Origin of the sequence: Micromonospora arborensis (assembly GCF_003205615.1) — a bacterium.
In the GTDB taxonomy this organism is placed as follows: Bacteria; Actinomycetota; Actinomycetes; order Mycobacteriales; family Micromonosporaceae; genus Micromonospora; species Micromonospora arborensis.
Window position 1 is genome coordinate 132,351 of sequence record NZ_PYBV01000005.1, and the last position, 17,580, is coordinate 149,930.

Annotated in this window: 20 protein-coding genes; 13 read left to right on the plus strand and 7 right to left on the minus strand. The window is 68.8% G+C overall.

All coding sequences use genetic code 11. From position 1 onward, the window contains the following. The first annotated feature begins 239 nt into the window (after positions 1–239). From C7C45_RS03665 to C7C45_RS03680, 4 genes are all read left to right on the plus strand, one after another. Positions 240–1,067 carry an alpha/beta hydrolase fold domain-containing protein gene (locus C7C45_RS03665; protein ID WP_167454634.1) on the plus strand — a complete coding sequence of 276 codons (828 nt, stop codon included), beginning with the start codon at positions 240–242 and terminating at the stop codon, positions 1,065–1,067. Continuing rightward, on the plus strand, positions 1,040–1,993 hold the full coding sequence (locus C7C45_RS03670; protein ID WP_110562211.1) for an RNA polymerase subunit sigma-70: 954 nt from the start codon (positions 1,040–1,042) through the stop codon (positions 1,991–1,993). Before C7C45_RS03665 ends, C7C45_RS03670 begins: the two co-directional genes overlap by 28 nt. A gap of 97 nt (positions 1,994–2,090) precedes the next feature. Then, complete coding sequence (locus tag C7C45_RS03675; RefSeq protein ID WP_110562212.1) at positions 2,091–3,320, plus strand: cytochrome P450; 1,230 nt, start codon at positions 2,091–2,093, stop codon at positions 3,318–3,320. Beyond that, positions 3,317–3,544, plus strand: coding sequence for a ferredoxin (locus tag C7C45_RS03680; RefSeq protein WP_110562213.1), 228 nt, complete (start codon positions 3,317–3,319; stop codon positions 3,542–3,544). The genes C7C45_RS03675 and C7C45_RS03680 overlap by 4 nt, the downstream gene beginning before the upstream one ends. A gap of 106 nt (positions 3,545–3,650) precedes the next feature. Here the strand turns inward: C7C45_RS03680 and C7C45_RS03685 are convergent, their stop codons facing one another. Further along, on the minus strand, positions 3,651–4,205 hold the full coding sequence (locus tag C7C45_RS03685; RefSeq protein WP_110562214.1) for a nucleotidyltransferase family protein: 555 nt from the start codon (positions 4,203–4,205) through the stop codon (positions 3,651–3,653). 167 nt (positions 4,206–4,372) lie between these two features. Here C7C45_RS03685 and C7C45_RS03690 point away from each other — a divergent pair, with 167 nt between their 5' ends. After that, on the plus strand, positions 4,373–5,173 hold the full coding sequence (locus C7C45_RS03690; protein WP_110562215.1) for an alpha/beta hydrolase: 801 nt from the start codon (positions 4,373–4,375) through the stop codon (positions 5,171–5,173). 50 nt (positions 5,174–5,223) lie between these two features. Here the strand turns inward: C7C45_RS03690 and C7C45_RS03695 are convergent, their stop codons facing one another. Together C7C45_RS03695 and C7C45_RS03700 are read right to left on the minus strand one after the other, a co-directional pair. Further along, positions 5,224–5,568: a hypothetical protein gene (locus tag C7C45_RS03695; protein WP_110562216.1), complete on the minus strand. Its 345-nt coding sequence runs from the start codon at positions 5,566–5,568 to the stop codon at positions 5,224–5,226. Positions 5,569–5,578: 10 nt separating this feature from the next. After that, positions 5,579–6,268 (minus strand): DUF4291 domain-containing protein, encoded by a 690-nt coding sequence (locus C7C45_RS03700; protein ID WP_244200229.1) that lies wholly within the window; start codon positions 6,266–6,268, stop codon positions 5,579–5,581. A gap of 237 nt (positions 6,269–6,505) precedes the next feature. Here C7C45_RS03700 and C7C45_RS03705 point away from each other — a divergent pair, with 237 nt between their 5' ends. Together C7C45_RS03705 and C7C45_RS03710 are read left to right on the plus strand one after the other, a co-directional pair. Next, positions 6,506–7,441, plus strand: coding sequence for a GNAT family N-acetyltransferase (locus C7C45_RS03705; RefSeq protein WP_110562217.1), 936 nt, complete (start codon positions 6,506–6,508; stop codon positions 7,439–7,441). Between the two features lie 85 nt (positions 7,442–7,526). Then, positions 7,527–8,699 carry a MalY/PatB family protein gene (locus C7C45_RS03710; RefSeq protein ID WP_110562218.1) on the plus strand — a complete coding sequence of 391 codons (1,173 nt, stop codon included), beginning with the start codon at positions 7,527–7,529 and terminating at the stop codon, positions 8,697–8,699. Between the two features lie 151 nt (positions 8,700–8,850). Here the strand turns inward: C7C45_RS03710 and C7C45_RS34760 are convergent, their stop codons facing one another. Together C7C45_RS34760 and C7C45_RS03720 are read right to left on the minus strand one after the other, a co-directional pair. Next, a complete protein-coding gene (locus C7C45_RS34760; protein WP_244200230.1) occupies positions 8,851–9,132 on the minus strand; it encodes a TMEM175 family protein in 282 nt (93 codons plus the stop codon). A gap of 102 nt (positions 9,133–9,234) precedes the next feature. Continuing rightward, on the minus strand, positions 9,235–9,774 hold the full coding sequence (locus C7C45_RS03720; RefSeq protein ID WP_110562219.1) for a hypothetical protein: 540 nt from the start codon (positions 9,772–9,774) through the stop codon (positions 9,235–9,237). 273 nt (positions 9,775–10,047) lie between these two features. On the opposite strand from C7C45_RS03720, the gene C7C45_RS33510 reads away from it, so the two are divergent. Continuing rightward, complete coding sequence (locus tag C7C45_RS33510) at positions 10,048–10,257, plus strand: hypothetical protein (RefSeq protein ID WP_146247259.1); 210 nt, start codon at positions 10,048–10,050, stop codon at positions 10,255–10,257. Positions 10,258–10,321: 64 nt separating this feature from the next. Here the strand turns inward: C7C45_RS33510 and C7C45_RS33890 are convergent, their stop codons facing one another. Continuing rightward, positions 10,322–10,495 carry a hypothetical protein gene (locus C7C45_RS33890; RefSeq protein ID WP_167454635.1) on the minus strand — a complete coding sequence of 58 codons (174 nt, stop codon included), beginning with the start codon at positions 10,493–10,495 and terminating at the stop codon, positions 10,322–10,324. 791 nt (positions 10,496–11,286) lie between these two features. Between C7C45_RS33890 and C7C45_RS03730 the strand changes: the two genes are divergently transcribed. Continuing rightward, on the plus strand, positions 11,287–11,820 hold the full coding sequence (locus tag C7C45_RS03730; protein WP_208641054.1) for a GNAT family N-acetyltransferase: 534 nt from the start codon (positions 11,287–11,289) through the stop codon (positions 11,818–11,820). 81 nt (positions 11,821–11,901) lie between these two features. Further along, entirely contained in the window at positions 11,902–13,185 is a 1,284-nt protein-coding gene (locus C7C45_RS03735) for a serine hydrolase domain-containing protein (protein ID WP_110562222.1), read from the plus strand. Positions 13,186–13,264: 79 nt separating this feature from the next. Here the strand turns inward: C7C45_RS03735 and C7C45_RS03740 are convergent, their stop codons facing one another. Beyond that, positions 13,265–14,269: a LacI family DNA-binding transcriptional regulator gene (locus C7C45_RS03740; RefSeq protein ID WP_110562223.1), complete on the minus strand. Its 1,005-nt coding sequence runs from the start codon at positions 14,267–14,269 to the stop codon at positions 13,265–13,267. Between the two features lie 140 nt (positions 14,270–14,409). On the opposite strand from C7C45_RS03740, the gene C7C45_RS03745 reads away from it, so the two are divergent. From C7C45_RS03745 to C7C45_RS03755, 3 genes are read left to right on the plus strand one after another with little or no spacing between them, the layout of a single operon-like run. Then, positions 14,410–15,717 (plus strand): extracellular solute-binding protein, encoded by a 1,308-nt coding sequence (locus C7C45_RS03745; RefSeq protein WP_110562224.1) that lies wholly within the window; start codon positions 14,410–14,412, stop codon positions 15,715–15,717. Further along, positions 15,714–16,712: a carbohydrate ABC transporter permease gene (locus C7C45_RS03750; protein WP_110562225.1), complete on the plus strand. Its 999-nt coding sequence runs from the start codon at positions 15,714–15,716 to the stop codon at positions 16,710–16,712. Before C7C45_RS03745 ends, C7C45_RS03750 begins: the two co-directional genes overlap by 4 nt. Beyond that, positions 16,709–17,575 (plus strand): carbohydrate ABC transporter permease, encoded by an 867-nt coding sequence (locus C7C45_RS03755; RefSeq protein ID WP_110562226.1) that lies wholly within the window; start codon positions 16,709–16,711, stop codon positions 17,573–17,575. Before C7C45_RS03750 ends, C7C45_RS03755 begins: the two co-directional genes overlap by 4 nt. Positions 17,576–17,580: the final 5 nt, after the last annotated feature.

Below are 17,580 nucleotides of genomic sequence, written 5' to 3' on the forward strand. Positions count from 1 at the left end.
TCGAACATCCCTTCACGAGCGGCGGCACGGCCCCGGGCCGCAGTGGTCGGCCGGCACCCGAGGCTGTCCTGCATCAAGGAGTACGGTACTGAATGTTCGGCGCGACGGTCAGTATGCATCGGGAGGCGGCGACCTGCGCGCGGATCGATGAGCGAGCATCGATCAAGAGCGTCCCCTGGATCTTCACCTGCGCCGGCACACGCCGATTCCTTTCGGGTACACCGGCGGTCGGTATTCACATGACTGCGATAAAAGAGATGTACGCCCGCTGGGCCGCAGGGGACATGGGTGAGGTCGACCAGTGGGGAGACGTCACAGCCGAGCCACGCGGCGTGGACTACGTGGAGGTGTCGGCGGGCGGCGTGCCGGCGATGTGGCTCATCCCGCACGCCGTCGGCCCTGACCAGGTCATCGTCGCGCTGCATGGTGGCGGCTTCGTGAGCGGGTCGCTGTACAGCCACCGCAAGATGTACGGGCACCTCGCGAAGGCGGCCGGTGTGCGGGTGCTGCTCGCCACCTATCGGCTGGCCCCCGAGTTCCGCTTCCCGGCCCAGATCGAGGACGCGGTCACGGCGTACCGGTGGGCGGCGGCGCGTACCCAGACGGTGGCGCTGGCGGGCGACTCCTCCGGCGGCGGCCTCGCCGTGCAGGTCGCCCTCCGCGAGCCCGGCGCGGCGGCGCTGTTGTTGCTGTCGCCGTGGATCGACATGGACCCGGCGCAGGCCGCGACCTCGTACGAGGAGAACGAAGCTACCGACCTTTTCTTCACCCGGCCGATGGTGCAGGGTCTCATTGCGCAGTACCTGCCCGAGGGAGAAAGTGGCCTTGCGCCGGAGGTCAACGCCTTCCACGCCGACCTGTCCGCGCTGCCTCCGGTCTACGTGCAGTGCGGCGGCGAGGAGAGCGGCCGGGGTGACAGCGAGCGCCTCGCGAAGCTGACCGGCGCCCGGCTGGACGTCTTCGACGGGCAGTTGCACACGTTCCAGATGGCGGCCGGGCGCGCACCGGTGGCCGACGAGGCGATTGGGAGGTTGGCCGCATGGGTGCGCCCGAAGCTGGGGCTCTGACCGAGGCGTTCGAGACCGAACGTCGGGGTTTGTTCGCCCACGCGTACCGGATGCTTGGTGCCTATCACGAGGCCGAGGACGTCGTGCAGGACACGTACGTGCGGGCCCTGCGCGGGTGGGGGACGCTTGAGCGGCGTTCGTCGGTACGGACCTGGCTCTACCGGATCGCTACGAACGTCTGCCTGAACGTGATCGAGGGCCGCGGGCGGCGCGCGCTCTCGTCCAATCTCGGTCCGGACGACCTGGGTCCTTGGCTTGAGCCGTTCCCGATGGATCCGGCCGATCTGGTGACCGCGCGGGAGAGTGTGCGGCTCGCCTTCGTGGTCGGGTTGCAACACCTCGCTCCCCGGCAGCGCGCCGTTCTGCTGTTGCGGGAGGTGCTGGCCTTCTCGGCGGCCGAGACCGGCGAGGCGCTGGACATGTCCGTGCCGGCTGTGAAGAGCGCCCTGCAGCGGGCCAGGGCCCGGCTCTCCGAGGCGGCTCCCGCCCGCGACGAGGTGCTGGACGCCTCCTCGCCCCGGGCCCGGGAGTTGCTCGCCAGGTACATGGCCGCGTGGGAGGCGTCCGACGCGGACGCTTTCCGCGAGGTACTGCGTGCCGACGCGTCCATCGATCCGGTCGGCTCGCCCGCCTCGTACGCCGGTCGTGAGGCGTGCCTGGCCTTCGCGACGCCTGCGATGCGCGACGCCGGGGATTGGCGGATGGCGGCGACCGAGGCAAACGGCCAGCCCGCCGCAGTGGCGTGGTTCCGCGGCGAGCCCTTCGGCGTGGCGGTGCTGACGGTCGCCGACGATGGGATCGTCGCGATCACGCTCTTCGAGAACCCGCAGTTGGCGGAATCCTTCGCGCCGGAGCCCGCTCCGCCTCCATGGCGATCATCGACATCTCTCGCTACGATCCGATATCGACAGATTACCGAGCGTTGATATGTGCTGTCCGTAAGCCCTGGACGCTGGCAATCCGGCGCCGCTACGAACGTGGTGCCGGCCTGAGGATCACGCCGTCTCGACGAAGGGAATCCGGATGACGGAGAGCGCGCAGACCACCGAGAGCCGATCCGTTCCGCCCGCGCGGCCGTACCCGTTCAGTGTGCCCGACCGCCTCGTCGTCGATCCGACCTATGGCGAGCTGCGCGAGAACGAGCCGATGAGCCGGGTGAAGCTTCCCTACGGCGAGGAGGCGTGGCTCGCCACCCGGTACGAGGACGTCCGTACGGTCCTCGGCGACGTGCGGTTCGGCCGCGCCCCAGCCGTGCAGCGCGACGAGCCCAGGCTCACAGCGCGCCAGCAGTACAGCGGCATGCTGACCATGGACCCGCCCGATCACACTCGGCTGCGCCGGCTGGTGGCGAAGGCGTTCACGGCACGTCGGGTCGAGGCGCTGCGACCCCGAACCCAGGAGATCGCCGACGTACTGGTCGACAACATGGTCCGGCTCGGTCCTCCGGCCGACCTGGTGGAGCACGTCGCCACACCGCTGCCGATCCAGGTGATCTGCGAGCTGCTCGGGGTCCCGTACGCCGACCGTGACCGCTTCCACATCTGGTCCGAGGCGATCGTCTCGACAACCTCCCTGCCTGTGGAGACGATCCAGGAGTACCTGAACAATCTCTTTGGCTACATCGGTGATCTGGTCGCCGAGCGCCGCCGCGAGCCGGGGATCGACGACCTGCTCGGCGCATTGGTGCGTGCCCGGGACGAGAATCAGGATCGGCTCAGCGAGACCGAGCTGGTGGAGCTGGCAAGCGGGCTGCTCGCGGCCGGCCACGAGACCACGGTGACCCAGATCCCCAACTTCATCTACGTGCTGCTGCACAATCCGGACCAGCTTGCTCGGCTCCGGGCCGACCCGTCGCTGGTGCCGGCTGCGGTCGAGGAACTGTTGCGGTACGTGCCGCTCGGCGTCGGCTCCTCCTTCGCCCGGTACGCCAAGGAGGACGTCGAGGTCGGCGGGGTGCTGGTCCGGGCAGGTGAGCCGGTTCTCGGCTCGCTGTCGTCGGCGAATCGGGACGGTACCGTCTTTGCCGACCCGGACCGGCTGGATCTCGACCGCGAGCAGAACCCGCACCTGGGCTTCGGGCACGGCGTACACCACTGCGTCGGCGCGCAGCTGGCCCGCATGGAGTTGCAGGTCACCGTCGCCACCCTCGTAACTCGCCTGCCCGGATTGCGGCTCGCCGTGCCAGAAGTCGAGCTGGAGTGGAAGCGGGGCATGTTGGTGCGGGGCCTGCTCGGCATGCCGGTGGCCTGGTGAGTGCCGCGTGGCGGATCGGGGTGGACTCGCGTCGCTGCATCGGCACGAGCATCTGCGCCGGTACCGCGCCCGAGCACTTCCGCCTGGTCGACGGCCTGTCCGCGCCGCTGGCCGACGTCGTCGCCCCGGCCGAGGTCATCCTCGACGCCGCCGACTCGTGCCCGGTGGAGGCGATCACGGTCCGCGACGCCACCGACGACCGGCTGATCGCGCCGGAGGAGTGACCGCTTAGGGCGAAACCGCTGCCGTAGCTCGTCGGCGGCGAGCGCTGAGTGAAGTCAACTGCCGTTGGCAGCGCGCGGTGACGTGGTCAGGTGAGGTCCGTGCCGGTTAGATCTCCAGCCGCAGTCCGGCCCATCGGTGGCGCCATCCCTTGACCTCCACGCGGCGCAGCACCGTCGCGCGGCCCGCTGCGTTGTTCATGGCCGGAGACGGGCGGACAACCATTCCCGCCAGGTCAGCCAGACCGTGGCAGGACACCAGGCGCACACAGTCGTCGCGCAGGGTCACCGCGACGCACGTCGCCGTTTCGGGCCAGCGCGATATCGCGTCCAGGGCGGACGTGTAGGGCTCATCGCCATTGCGCAGATGCATCCGCGCTTGGTTACGAATCTCCCACGGCACCTCAGGCAGGGCCACCATGGCCTGGGCCTCGGCGCGTGCGTCCTCGCGTGGGTCCAGCTTCTCCGGGTCGAAGTAGGCGACATCCACGTCGCGCTCCGGCGAGACCGGGAGGCCACTGATCACGTCCCAGACGCGGTTGCGTACGAAGCCGGCACCGATCCACCAGTCCGGTAACCCCAGGTCGGCCGTAGCCCGAAGGACTCTCATTGCTCCCGGGTCTGACTCGATCACGCCCACCACGTCCTGCGCGCTCATGACCATCTCAGGGACCCTAGACCAGGAGACGTTGCCTCATGCCGGTGCGTCGGCTCTTAACGTAGCCGCATGAGCACGCGTGATCGGCGGGGCGCGTTCGCTTCTGGCGGTCGACTAGAGGCTTGTGCCGGCGTCCGCGGCGCCTGGTACGGATGCCCACGGGAGGGGAAGAGATGGCAGCGACAGCCACGCCGGTCGTGTTCGTCCATGGCATGTTCCTGCACGCCGCGTCGTGGGCCAGTTGGGTCGAGCTGTTTCGGACGACGGGGTATGACCCGATGAATCCAGGCTGGCCGGGAGAACCGAGCACAGTCGCAGAAGCGCGGCAAGAGCCCGACCGGGTCGCAGGCATCGGCATCGACGACATCGTCACGCACTACGCACAGATCATCGGCACGCTCGGCAGACGGCCGGTCGTCATCGGCCATTCGACCGGCGCACTGGTCGCCCAGCGACTCCTCGATCAGGGCCTCGCAGCGGCGGCGGTGGCGCTGCAACCTCCACCGATCAAAGGTGTGGCCAACCTCGCGCCGTCGAGCATTCCCGTGGGCTGGCCCCTGCTGCGCAACCCGGCCAACCGGTGGCGGGCGCTGTCGCTGACCGCACGGCAGTTCCGCTACAGCCACGGCAATGCGCTCACCGCCATCGAATCCGACCAGTTGTACCGGCAGTGGGCCATCCCATCACCCGGCAGGCCGGTCTTCGAGCTGGTGTCCGCGAACCTCTCCCGACGCTCACCCGCCACGATCGACGCTGCCAACCCAGGCCGGGGACCACTGCTCATGATCGCCGGCGGAAAGGACCACAGCGCACATCGAGCCGTCGTCAAGGCCACGGTCAAGCGTTACTCCGCCGCACCGGCCGTCACCGACTACCAGGAGTTCCTCGACCGGGGGCACTCCATGCCGATCGACAGCGGCTGGCGCGAGATCGCCGACGCCACACTGGTCTGGGTGCGACAGCACCTCCGGTAACGCCATCTCCGGCAGGGGACCACTCTTCGGGCGTCGGCGATGCGCGTTGCCTAGCCGTCCTTCTCGTCAAACGGCTCGTCGCTCCACCGCCACCACGCCTCGTCGCCGTCGACGTGGAGAAGGAACTCAGGAACCTTCCGGCCGTCCGGGTACCGAAGCGTCACGGCATCCTGTACCGCGTCGTACGCGCGCTCCCAGGAGTCGATGTCTTCGTCGATGCGGTCGAGTAGCCGCAGTTCCGTGGCGAAGAGCGGCCGGACCTCCGCAAGCCCTTCCTTCGGATCGATACGGGCGTTCAGCCATGGGAAGTCGCCACCGGTCACCACGAGGTCAGCAAGTACCTCGCCATCGTCGCGCCGGTGCAGCGTCCATGCGCCGTCGTGGTGATTGCTCACGATGGCGACATTAGCGACTGCGAAGGATTTCCTGCTGGCCCGTACCAGCATTGGCTTTGCCGTCGGGTGATGCCTGGAGTCGCCGTGATCCGGCGGTGACGTCCGGGCTGGCGTCGAGGCCGGCGACGATCTGGGCCGGCAGCGGATAGACCTGCTCGACCGGCAGGTGAGCTGCTGCCGCCTGCTCGTCGCCGCGGCGCAGAAGGTCCCGCACGCGGTGCACGGTGGGGGTGATGTCCGTGATGGCCACCATCCACTCGTCGACGTATCGGTCGACAGCCTCGCCGGACAACCCGACCTGCAGCGACCGGTACGGCAGCGCCTTCAGCTGCAGTGAACGTTCCGGATCCCACTGCACTCGTACGGGGCTGGTCTTCAGCTGCCGGGTCCAGGTCGCCCTGTCGCCGTGCAGGTCGCGGTCGTAGTGGCTCAGGCAGGCTCGTGCCAGCGCCCACTCAAGACCCTCCCGCGTGATGTCGATGGACAGCACGCGCTCTTGCCCTGGCTTGGTGGCCCAGCCGCAGCGGTACATCATCCACAGGAACGACGGCTTGATCCACGTCATCCGGTCCCGCTTGAAGGGGGCCACGAAACGGCCGGCTGCCACCGCCGGCAGCGCGATCTGCGGGGGATACGCCTGGTACACAGTGATGGTGTCGGCCGAGTAGCGAGCACGGATCTGACGGGCAGGGACGGACACGACCTGATCCTCACAGATCGGGACCCGCCTGCTCCACCGAGATTCCGCACCCAGGCGAGCGCCAGGCCGAAGTGCCGAGTGAGTGGATGTCACTCGCCCGCTGTTCCGTCGGCGTCGATAGTTGAGTTCAGCGAGGAGAACCCCGGGCCGGCGGCCTGGCTGTCGTCGTACCGTCGCTGGTCGCCTCGATCGCACCCTGCGTAGGCTCCCGGACAACCCCACCGAAGGACCGCTGCTGTGACCACGATCCGCGTTGCCCGCCCCGACGATATCCCCGGCCTCGTCCGGTATCCCGACGACGCCGAGCGCAACACCGCGACCAGCACCTACCTCACCGACCTGCTCGCCAAGCGGTGCACCCGAACCGAATGGTGCCTGGTGGCCGAGGACAGCGACACGCTGATCGGCGCCGTGGCGCTCTGGACCATGCCCGGCAACGACGTACCCAGCGACGTCGTACTCGTGGAAGCTCCCTGGGACGACCCGGAGCTCACCGTCGGGCTCGCGCTGCTCACCGAGGCAGCCAACCTGGCCAGGAAACTGGGCGCCACCGAGCAGGGCCACGTGGTGGACTCCCCGGCCCAGGCGCCGCAGTTCCAACGCCACCCCGAACAGCGGGCAGAACTGCTACGTCGAGCCGGGTTCGCCGTGGCCCGCGACGGTCGACGTTTCCGCTGGCTGGCCGGTGGTGAATTGCCCGCGCACGACGGGCGGCTGCGGTTCCGTTCCCTCACCGAGCTGGGACCCGGGCCCTTCATCGACCTGCTGGAGGCCCTGCTCGCGGACACCGCCGACGCGCTACTCGCCGCCGACGTGCGGGAGCACGGACTCCGTAAGGCCGCCGAGCTGCTGTTCGAGGAGTCCACCGAGTTCGCGCACGAGCCGCAGTGGTGGGAGATCGGGTACGACGCCGACGGCACCCCGGCCGTGATCAGCCTGCCCGCCCACAGCCCGGCCTTCCCCGTGATCAGCTTCGTCGGTGTCGCCCCCGCCCACCGGGGCAAGGGCTACAGCACCTCAGTCGTCGCCCGGGGCACCCGGATCCTGGCCGAGAACGGCGCCACCGAGATCCGTGGCGACTGCGACGCGGCGAACATCGCCATGGTCAAGGGGTTCGAACGGGCGGGCTACCACAACTTCGCTGACCGGATGGAATTCTCTCGCCCACTCTGACCTGTGCCGAGGGGACGGTCAGGTCGGCCGATACCTTCGGTCGGGCACCGGCGCGGGCCGGGACGGAGCGGAATAGGCTTCAACCATGAGTGGCGTGCTGAGTGGTGCCCCGCTGAATCCCCTTCGCCAGCTCACGATCGACCAGCTCCGGCAACGGACGAGCCTCAAGTGGCGGGAGTACCCGGACGACGTGCTGCCGCTGTGGGTGGCGGAGATGGACGTGCCGTTGGCCGAGCCGGTCGCGCGAGCGATCACCGCCGCCGTCGCCCGCGGTGACACCGGCTACACCGCCGGCACGGCGTACCCGCAGGCGCTGGCGGAGTTCGCCCGACGGCGGTGGGGTTGGGACGGGCTGGCCGTGGAGCGCACCGCGCTGGTGCCCGACGTGATGCACGGCGTCGTCGAGGCGCTGCGGCTGTTCACCGAGCCGGGCGACGCGGTGGTCGTCAACTGCCCGGTCTACCCGCCGTTCTACGAGTTCGTGGCGCACGCCGGCCGCCGGATCGTGGAGGCGCCGCTCGGCGGAGACCGGCGGATAGATCTCGGCGCGCTGGAGGACGCGTTCCGGCAGGCGCGGGCCGGTGGGCGGCCGGCGGCGTACCTGCTGTGCAGCCCGCACAACCCGACCGGCGTCCTGCACACCGCCGACGAGTTGGCCGCCGTCGCTGGAATGGCCGACCGGCACGGGGTGCGGGTGGTCGCCGACGAGATCCACGCTCCGGTGGTGCTCGGGGGAGCGGGCTTCGTGCCGTACCTCTCGGTGCCTGGCGCCGAGAACGGCCTGTCGCTGATGTCCGCCTCCAAGGGGTGGAACCTGGCGGGCCTGCGCGGTGCGCTGCTGATCGCGGGCCCGGCCGCGGCCGAAGACATCGCCCGTGTGCCGTTCGAGGCCAGCGTCAGCACCAGTCACCTCGGCGTGATCGCCCACACCGCTGCCCTGCGCGACGGCGGTGCGTGGCTCGACGCCTTGTTGATCGGGCTGGACGACAACCGTCGGCTCCTCTCCGCGCTGCTCACCGAGCACCTGCCGGCCATCCGTTACCACCCCGGCCAGGCCACCTATCTCGCCTGGCTGGACTGCCGCGCCCTGGGCCTCGGCGACGACCCCGCCGCCGTGTTCCTCGACCGTGGCCGCGTGGCCCTCAACTCCGGCTTGGCCTTCGGCACCGGTGGTGCCGGTCATGTCCGGCTGAATCTGGCCACCGCACCGGAGTTGATCACCGAGGCGGTACGCCGAATGGCCACCGCCGTCGCCTGAGAAGCCGATCAGTTCGGTCGCTCGGTGGCGTCGACTTCCTCGCCGTATTCACCGCGGATGGGAAGGTAGTAGGCGGGTAGGAAGCCGGCGATGATGGCAACACCCGCGATCGGCGCGAACGCTCCGACGAGGATGCCGAGGCCGATCCAGATCAGCGCGAACGCGAATCGGCGGCCGATGGCGTGGAGGCCGAGAGGCCCGAGGCCGGGGTCCAGTAGTTTGGCGCGGCGGAGACGGGCCCAAATGATGTTGAACAGGAATGCCGCCGTCCAGAGCGTGGTGCCCCGAGCCCCCGCAGCAGATGCCCGAAGTTCTGTGGAGGTTGGATCTCCAGCACGAGAAGCGTCACGGCGATGGCGAAGACGCCGTCGCTGAAAGCCGTCAGCCGGTCCGGGCGACGCGTGAACCGCGAAATGTCGCTTTTGGAACGCACGCCACAATTATGCTATCCGTCAACCAGGCGACGCCCGCTCGCCGCGCGCCAGCGAAGTAGGCCTTCCGGGATTCGTCATCTGGTTGATGGCATCGCCCGTACTCACGGGCGGGAAGGCGTGGTCCGTGCCGCGTACGACCGGGTGGCCACGAACAGGCCGAGCCACCAGGGGATGAACTGGATGATGCCGTAGACGCCGGTCCACGGGCTGAAGATGACCTCGGGGCTGCCGAACTGCACGATGGTCAGCACGACGGCGTAGAGGGAGTACAGCAGCAGCAGGGTGGCGACCGCGTAACCCGAGATCACCAGCAGGTGCCGGGGAACCCGGCGACCGGCCAGCATCGGCACCCACCGGGGGAACACCAGGCCCCAGGGCCGGACCAGCGCGAGGGACAGCACCGCGGGCAGCACCGCCAGGCCGCACAGCGCGAACAGGTACGCGCCACCGCCGTCCGCGTACCAGTCGTGGAACTTGGCCTCGTTCGCGAACAGCGGCACCTCGAACGCCCACACCAGGTGCAGCGGGATGAAGCCGATCACCGCAGCCGCGGCGGAGGCGTACCCGGCGATCCGTGCGTTGCGGCTCGGCGGCGGAACCCGGGACACGTCGGTGGCGGGCCGGTGAGCGGTGGGGATCATCGAGCTCCTTCGGTGAGGACGTCATCGCACCGTCGAGACGCCTGTCCGTCTCAACCCACTCGACTCTAAGTGACGGGTGCGAATCGATTCGGGTCCCTGAGCGCGAGGTCGAATCGGCGGTGGGCGGTTGCCACCCGTACGCGGGCCGGAGACCGTCGACCGGACGGGTTCGGTGTTGCGATACCGTCAAGGCGCCCAGGCTGGCGTCGAGTGGTCCGCGTCCGTCGGCTGCCGATGGTCCGCAGGGCGCCCCACGAATCCAGGGAGACACCGATGCCCGAACCCGAGCCCGTTCAAGACGCCCAGGCGGCGGATGCCGACACCACGGCCGAGGCCGACGAGCCTGCCGCTCCCGCCAATCGGGCTGCCCGACGCGCGAAGGGCAAGGTCGCCTCGCCGCAACCGCATGGAAAGGGTCAGCACTTCGGCGGTCGCGGCTCGGTCCAGAGCCCGCGCCAGTGGGGTAACCGCCGAAGCGGCTGATCCGATCATGGCGCGCTTGTCGATGGCCTAGGGACAGCCCTGGTGGTGTCCGTGCCGACGATCGTCAGCGCAGCATCGCCCAGGTCATTCGACGGACGGCGACATACATCGCGATCGACCCGAAGGCGACGAGGTAGCAGGCCGGGATCAGCAGATCCCAGCTGAGGTGGCCCAGCGCCGGTTCGCGGACGAGCTCGATGCTGTGGTAGAGCGGTAGCGCTCGGATCAGCGGCTGCACTGCCTCCGGGTATTCGTGACGACTAGATCAGCCCCTGGTATGGCCGGTCTGCTCCCCGCAGCGCACGGGGCTGTTTGGCAGGCGACGCCAGAGCTGCCCTGAGATTTGCAAGGGTCCATGCCGCAGCGCGGCATCGGGCACTCCGAACCAAGCGACGTAGGTCGGGCAGTGGTCCGCCTGCCGGCGCGGGCGGTGGGTGGTTGATCGACACCAGTTCGGCGACATGGCGGCATCGCACCCGCCGGGTTACCCCCACATCGCCGATCTGGAGTGGATCAACGCGCCTGGACACTCGCGACCCGTCCCGGCTGCCGCCGGTCGCCAGGCGGCGGTGTCGTACGGCCGAACCCTGCGGGGCACCATGCACGACCCCGAGAACAAGGCCGATCCGGGATATCATGATGCGGGCAGCGCGCCTGCTCGTGCCCCAGTGCGGTCGCCCACGCCTGACCCCACGAAGAGGCCAAGAGTCTCCGACTCCGCGCACTTCTGTCGATCTTCGGCGTGCCGGTCATGCCGCCTGTTCGGTGGAGAGCGTGGGGCTGCACCGGTCGAGATCACCCCGATAGGTACGGTCCGCAATGACAGGACGGATGTTCAGCACTCCGACAACTGCGGTGCCGTCCGCAGCACGATCACGGTTGACGAGCGCTTCGGCGACGCGTGCCTCCAGGGTCAGCCCCTGATGTCGGAGTACTTCCAGCCGTAGGCGCGAAGCTCAGCGCTGTGTTGGGTAAGGGCTCTCGGCGGCAGCCGGTGAGGACGCGCTTCCGACATGAGAGACTGCCCGGATGCCCTGGGACGCCGCGATTCCATCTCGACCGCCGTCGAGTCCCGTCGCCCTGATGCCGGTCGACCGTTCGCACCGGGCGGTGCTCGGCAATCTGGGTCAGTTGTACCGTCATGATCTGTCGGAGGCCTACGGTCACCTCCCGAATGACGACGGCACGTTCAACGACCGACCGCTCGACCGGTTTCTCGCCGGTGTCGACGCGCAACGCCGGGCGTGGTTGATCACCGCGGCCGGCCGGACAGCGGGCTTCGTGATGACGACCCCGGCCGAGGACGGCGGTACGTCCATCGCTGGTTTCTTCGTCGTGCGCGCGTTGCGCCGCACGGGCGTTGGTCGTGCCGCGGCCGGTCAGCTCATCTCGTTGTTCCCGGGCCGGTGGAGCATCGCCTTTCAGCGTTACAACTCTGGCGTCGAAGCGTTCTGGTCGCAGGTGGCGACCCAGGTCGTCGGGGATGCGTGGGAAATCCACGACGGCCCCACTCCCGACAACCGGCCCCCCGATACCTTTCTCACCTTCACCACCTCCGGATGACTCGTCTCGGTTCTGTGGGGCAGCGTTGGAAGATCACATCCCGTAGCCTGCCACTGATCTTGATCTTTGGGAGGGCACGGGATGAACGGGACGACTGTCAGCAGGCGCGCTTTCGGCAAGCTGGTGGGCGCGGCGGGTGCGGGGACCCTCGTCGCCGCCACGCTGGGCGGGTCGCCGGGCCAGGCGGCACCGCTGCCCGCCTGGACGACGACCGGAACGACGGTGGCCGCGCTGTCGGCCTTCGACAACGCCATGAAGACCTTCATGCAGGCCCGGCACGTCACGGCTGGGCAACTCGCCGTGACCTACAAGGGTCGGCTGGTGCTGGCCCGCGGCTACAGCAACCAGTCCGTGCAGCTGATCCAGCCGACGTCGCTGTTCCGGGTGGCCAGTCTGTCGAAGTCCCTGACCGCGGCGGCGCTGCTCCGGCTCGCCCAGGACGGCAAGCTCAGCCTCGGCGACCCGGTCGGCAAGTATGTCGACCTGACCCCGCCGGCCGGCCAGGCGGTAGACCCGCGGATGGCCAAGGTCAGCCTGTGGCGAATCCTCCAGCACACCGGCGGCTGGGACCGGGACGCGACCAACTTCGACCCCCTGTCCAAGGACCTGATCATCGCCCGGTCGCTCGGGGTGCCGCTGGAGCTGACCCACGCCGACGTGGTCCGGTTCATGTCCGGCCAGCCACTCCTGCACGACCCCGGCTCGTACGTGTCCTACAGCAACTACGGCTACCTGTTGGCCGGCCGGGTGGTCGAGGCGGTGACCGGCCAGCCCTACGAGACGTACGTCCGGCAGAAGCTGCTGGCGCCGCTGGGCATCACCCGGATGGCGAACGGGTATTCGATCGCCCGGCACAGCGGTGAGGTCGGGTACGAGTCGCAGTACACCGGCACGACCGTGCTGGACAACTCCGGCACCATCGTGGACTCGCCGTACGGCACGTTCAGCATGCGACTGCACGACGCCAACGGCGGGTGGATCGCCTCGGCGGTGGACCTGGTGCGCTGGGCGTCGGCCTTCGACGCCGGCAGTCCGATCCTGAACAGCACGTCGCTGGGCCGGGCCTGGGCGGTGCCGAACCCGACCGGTGTGAACGCCGACGGCTGGTATTACGGCCTGGGTTGGCAGGTGCGTCCGGTGACGACCGGCGGCACCGGGCGTAACACCTGGCACACCGGCAGCCTGCCGGGCACGTACAGCATCGTGGTCCGCACCTATCACGGCCTGAGCTGGGCGGCGGTGTTCAACCGCCGCGACGACGAGTCCGGGCTGGCCTACGGCGACATCGACCCCGCGCTGTGGGCCGCCTCCCGCGCGGTGACCAGTTGGCCGACCCACAACCTCTGGTCGACGTACTTCGCGTGACGTCCGCCGTGCGGCCTTCCCGCTGGCGGTTCGCCAGCGGGGAGGCGCCGCGGGCCGTGCGGTTGCCCGGCTGCGGGTGTCAGCGCAGCGGGCGGCAGGAGGAACGGATGACCAGCTCGGTGGGGAGTCGGATGTGGGTGTCCCGTTCGACTCCGGCGATCAGGTCGACCAGCAGGCGCAACGCCTCGGCGCCCATCCGCTGCAGCGGTTGCATGATGGTCGTCAGCGGCGGGTTCACCAGCGCCGACTCCGGGACGTTGTCGAAGCCGATCACCGACAGGTCGTCGGGCACCGAGAGGCCCATGCCGCGTGCCACGTCCATCGTGGATATCGCGGAGAGGTCGTTACCCGCGAAGATCGCGCTCGGTCGGTCGGGGAGGGCGAGAAGCTCCGCGGCGGTGCCGGCGGCGCTCTCGATCCGGAACCCGCCGACGCGGACGAGCCGCTCGTCCACCGGGACGCCAGCGTCGGCCATCGCCTGGCGGAAGCCGGCCTCGCGCAGCCGCGCCGACTTCAGGTCGGTGCGTCCACTGATGTGCCCGATCCGTCGGTGGCCGAGGGACAGCAGGTAGTTGGTCGCCAGCACGCCGCCGGCGAAGTTGTCCGAATCGACGGTGGGTAGGTCGGACGGCCCGGTGTGCGGGTCGACGGCCACGACGTGGAAGCCGTGTTTGGTCTCGACCACCGTCGGTGTGACGATCACGGCCCCGTCGATGAGAGTGCCGGAGAGGCGGGCGAGCGAGCGCCGCTCCCACCCCACGGCGGTTCCTTCGCCGTCGCCGCTGGAGTAGGCCAGCAACTGGTATCCGCTGCCCGCGACCTCCTGGGACGCCCCCTTGAGCAACTCGGTCGAGAACGGCTCGAACTCGGCGACCAGGATGCCGAGCACGTTGGTGCGGTGGCTGCGCAGGCTCTGCGCCCCCAGGCTCGCCTCGTAGCCGAGCTCGTGGATGACCTGCTGGACGCGCAGCACGGTGGCTTGGGCCACGCCGTATCGGCCGTTGACGACCTTCGATACGGTCGCGACCGAGACGCCGGCTGTGCGTGCGACATCCGACATCTTGACGCGCTCCTGAAACACCACGTCGATGATGATAGGGCCCCGTCTCGGCCGCGTCACGAGCGACTCGAAAACGTTATCGATACCGATTGACATCAAGTTACATGACTGTAAAACTTCGCCGGAAAGCCGAGTACCGCGACTGAGTAGTCGAGGAGACATCGATGGCAACGAATCGACGTGCGGGTGCCGTCCTGGCACTGCTAATGACAAGTGTTCTCGTTGTCGCCGGGTGTAGCGGCGGCGGCGACGAGGAATCCCCTCAGAGCGAGCTGTACAAGAACCCGGTGACCCTGACCTGGTGGCACAACGCCTCACAGGACGGGCCAGGCAAGACCTACTGGGAGAAGGTCGCCAAGGACTTCTCCGCACTCCACTCCACCGTCAAGATCGAGATCGAGGCGATCGAGACGAACCAGCTCCAGCGCACCCGGATCCCCGCCGCGCTGCTGAGCAGCGACCCGCCGGACATCTTCATGACCTGGGGCGGCGGCGAGATGACCGAGCAGGTCGAGGCCGACTATCTCAAGGAGATCACCGACCAGACCAAGACCGAGGTCGCCAGCATCGGCAGCCCCGCGGAAATCTGGCAGGTGAACGGCAAGCAGTACGGTCTGCCGTTCCGGATGGGCATCGAGGGCATCTGGTACAACAAGGAGATGTTCGCCAGGGCGGGCATCGCGGCGCCCCCGACCACCTTCGAAGAGCTCAACGCGGCGGTCACCAAGCTCAAGGCGATCAACGTCATCCCGATCGCCGTGGGCGCCGGTGACAAGTGGCCGGCCGCGCACTGGTGGTACAACATGGCGCTGCGCGCCTGCTCTGTCGACACCCTGAAGAAGGCGGCGAAGGACAAGACCTTCGACGATCCGTGCTTCCTGAAGGCCGGCCAGGACCTGAAGGCCTTCATCGACACCAAGCCGTTCCAGCCCAACTTCATCGCCACGCCCGGCCAGAACGACCCGACCAGCGCCAACGGCATGCTCGCCAACGGCAAGGCCGCGATGGAACTCATGGGTGACTGGAACCGCGGCACGCTGGACACCGTCGCCACGGACCCGGCGAAGCTCGCGACGTTCCTCGGCTGGTTCCCGGTGCCGGCGATCTCCGGATCCCCGGGTGACCCCAAGGCGGCCCTCGGCGGTGGCGACGGGTTCTCCTGTTCCAAGAACGCCCCGGCCGAGTGCGTCGAGTTCCTCAAGTACATCGCGAGCCCCGAGGTGCAGAAGGGCTATGCCGAGACCGGCACGGGCCTGCCCGTCGTCAAGGGCGCCGAGGCCGGCGTGAAAGACCCCGCACTGAAGTCCATCTCGGACGCCACCGCCGCAGCGAGCTACGTCCAGCTCTGGCTGGACACGGCGTACGGCAGCACCGTCGGCACCGCGATGAACGACGGCGTCGTCGCTATCTTCGCCGGCAACGGGACGCCTGAGAAGGTCGTCTCAGGGATGAAGGCGGCCGCAAGCAAGTGACCTCCGCCAACCAGATCCGTATGCCCGCCGGCGGCGCCTCCGCGTCGCCGGCGGGCCCCGACGGGGCCGGGCGCGCGTCCGCCCGCCGAGCCGAGACCCGCCGCAAGTGGTACGAGATCATCGGGCTCACCACGCCGGCCGTCGTCATCTACGTGATGTTCGTGCTGGTGCCGATGGGCTTCGCGGTCTACTACAGCCTGTTCCGGTGGCGCGGGGTCGGCCCGCCCACCGAGTTCGTCGGCCTGCGGAACTACACCCTCGCCTTCCAGGACCCGATCTTCCTCGACGCGTTGCGCAACAACGCCATCATCGTGTTCGGGTCGCTGCTGATCCAGGGCCCGATCGCCCTGGGCATCGCCCTGCTGCTCAACCGTCGCTTCCGTGGGCGCGCCGTGTTCCGCCTGCTGGTGTTCGTGCCGTACGTGCTCGCCGAGGTCACCGTCGGCATCATGTGGAAGCTGCTCCTGACCGGCAACGGCACGGTCGACGCCCTGCTGCGATCACTGGGAATGGGCGGTCTGGTGCACGCCTGGCTCGCCGACCTGGACCTGGTCATCTGGACCCTGCTGGCCGTCCTCACCTGGAAGTACGTCGGCTTCGCCATCATCCTGCTCCTCGCCGGGCTGTCCAACGTGCCCGACGAGCTGACCGAGGCGGCGGCCATCGACGGCGCGAGCTGGTGGCAGATCCAACGGCACGTCACGATCCCGCTGCTCGGCCCGACGATCCGGATCTGGATGTTCCTGTCCATGATCGGCTCACTGCAGATCTTCGACATGATCTGGGTGACCTCGGTGCCCGCGGTGCGGTCGCTCGGCGCATCGGCCACCATGGCGACGTACATGGTCGACAACGGGTTCTTCGCCCGGCTGTGGGGCTACGGCAACGCCGTGGCGGTAATCCTGTTCGTCATCTCCTTCGTGGCGGCGCTGCTGTTCCAGCGGTTCCTGCTTCGCCGCGACATCCAGGGCGCCATCACCGGAAGGGCGAAGTGACGATGGCTGTGAACTCCGTTCCCTCCCCGTCCACCGGGCGCCGTCCGGTGTCCTGGGGCACACCGCTGACCTACGCGCTCGCGCTCGCGGTCGCGGCAGTGTCGATCGCCCCGGTCATCTACGTGGTCATCGGCGGTTTCCGCACCACTCGGCAGATCGTCGCGAACCCGGCCGGCCTGCCCGACCCGTTCGTCTTCGACAACTACGTGAGGGTGCTGACCCAGAGCAACTTCTGGCGGCAGGCGTTCAACAGCGCGGTCATCTCCCTCGGCACCACGCTCGCCGTCGTCGTGCTCGGGCTGGCCGCGGCGTTCGTGCTCGCCCGCTACTCCTTCCGTGGGCGGGAGGGGCTCTACACCTTCTTCACGCTCGGCCTGCTGTTCCCGGCCGGGGCGGCGATCCTGCCGCTCTACCTCATGCTGCGGGACCTGAGCCTGATCAACTCCTACTACGCGGTGATCCTCCCGCAGGTCGCCTTCTCACTGCCACTGACGATCGTGATCCTGCGTCCGTTCCTGTCGGCCATCCCGAGAGAGCTGGAGGACGCGGCCGCCATCGACGGTGCGAGTCGGCTCGGTTTCCTCTGGCGGATCGCGATGCCGCTGTCACGGCCCGCGCTCGTCACCGTTGGCGTCCTGGCGTTCGTGGCGAGTTGGAACTCGTTCCTGCTGCCGCTGCTCGTCCTCAGCGACGTCAACCTGCACACCCTGCCGCTGGGGGTGCAGAACTTCTCCAGCCAGTACTCCACCGACACCGCAGGCGTCCTCGCCTTCACCTCGCTGGCGATGCTGCCGGCGCTGCTCTTCTTCACGCTCGCGGAGAAGCAGATCGTCGGTGGCCTGCAGGGTGCGGTCAAGGGCTGAGCGGC

Bases quoted from the DNA above. Each gene is read 5' to 3' on its own strand.
- C7C45_RS03665 (WP_167454634.1), top strand. From the start codon at position 240: ATGACTGCGATAAAAGAGATGTACGCCCGCTGGGCCGCAGGGGACATG.
- C7C45_RS03670 (WP_110562211.1), top strand. From the start codon at position 1,040: ATGGGTGCGCCCGAAGCTGGGGCTCTGACCGAGGCGTTCGAGACCGAA.
- C7C45_RS03675 (WP_110562212.1), top strand. From the start codon at position 2,091: ATGACGGAGAGCGCGCAGACCACCGAGAGCCGATCCGTTCCGCCCGCG.
- C7C45_RS03685 (WP_110562214.1), bottom strand. From the start codon at position 4,205: ATGGTCATGAGCGCGCAGGACGTGGTGGGCGTGATCGAGTCAGACCCG.
- C7C45_RS03690 (WP_110562215.1), top strand. From the start codon at position 4,373: ATGGCAGCGACAGCCACGCCGGTCGTGTTCGTCCATGGCATGTTCCTG.
- C7C45_RS03710 (WP_110562218.1), top strand. From the start codon at position 7,527: ATGAGTGGCGTGCTGAGTGGTGCCCCGCTGAATCCCCTTCGCCAGCTC.
- C7C45_RS03720 (WP_110562219.1), bottom strand. From the start codon at position 9,774: ATGATCCCCACCGCTCACCGGCCCGCCACCGACGTGTCCCGGGTTCCG.
- C7C45_RS33510 (WP_146247259.1), top strand. From the start codon at position 10,048: ATGCCCGAACCCGAGCCCGTTCAAGACGCCCAGGCGGCGGATGCCGAC.
- C7C45_RS03730 (WP_208641054.1), top strand. From the start codon at position 11,287: ATGCCCTGGGACGCCGCGATTCCATCTCGACCGCCGTCGAGTCCCGTC.
- C7C45_RS03735 (WP_110562222.1), top strand. From the start codon at position 11,902: ATGAACGGGACGACTGTCAGCAGGCGCGCTTTCGGCAAGCTGGTGGGC.
- C7C45_RS03745 (WP_110562224.1), top strand. From the start codon at position 14,410: ATGGCAACGAATCGACGTGCGGGTGCCGTCCTGGCACTGCTAATGACA.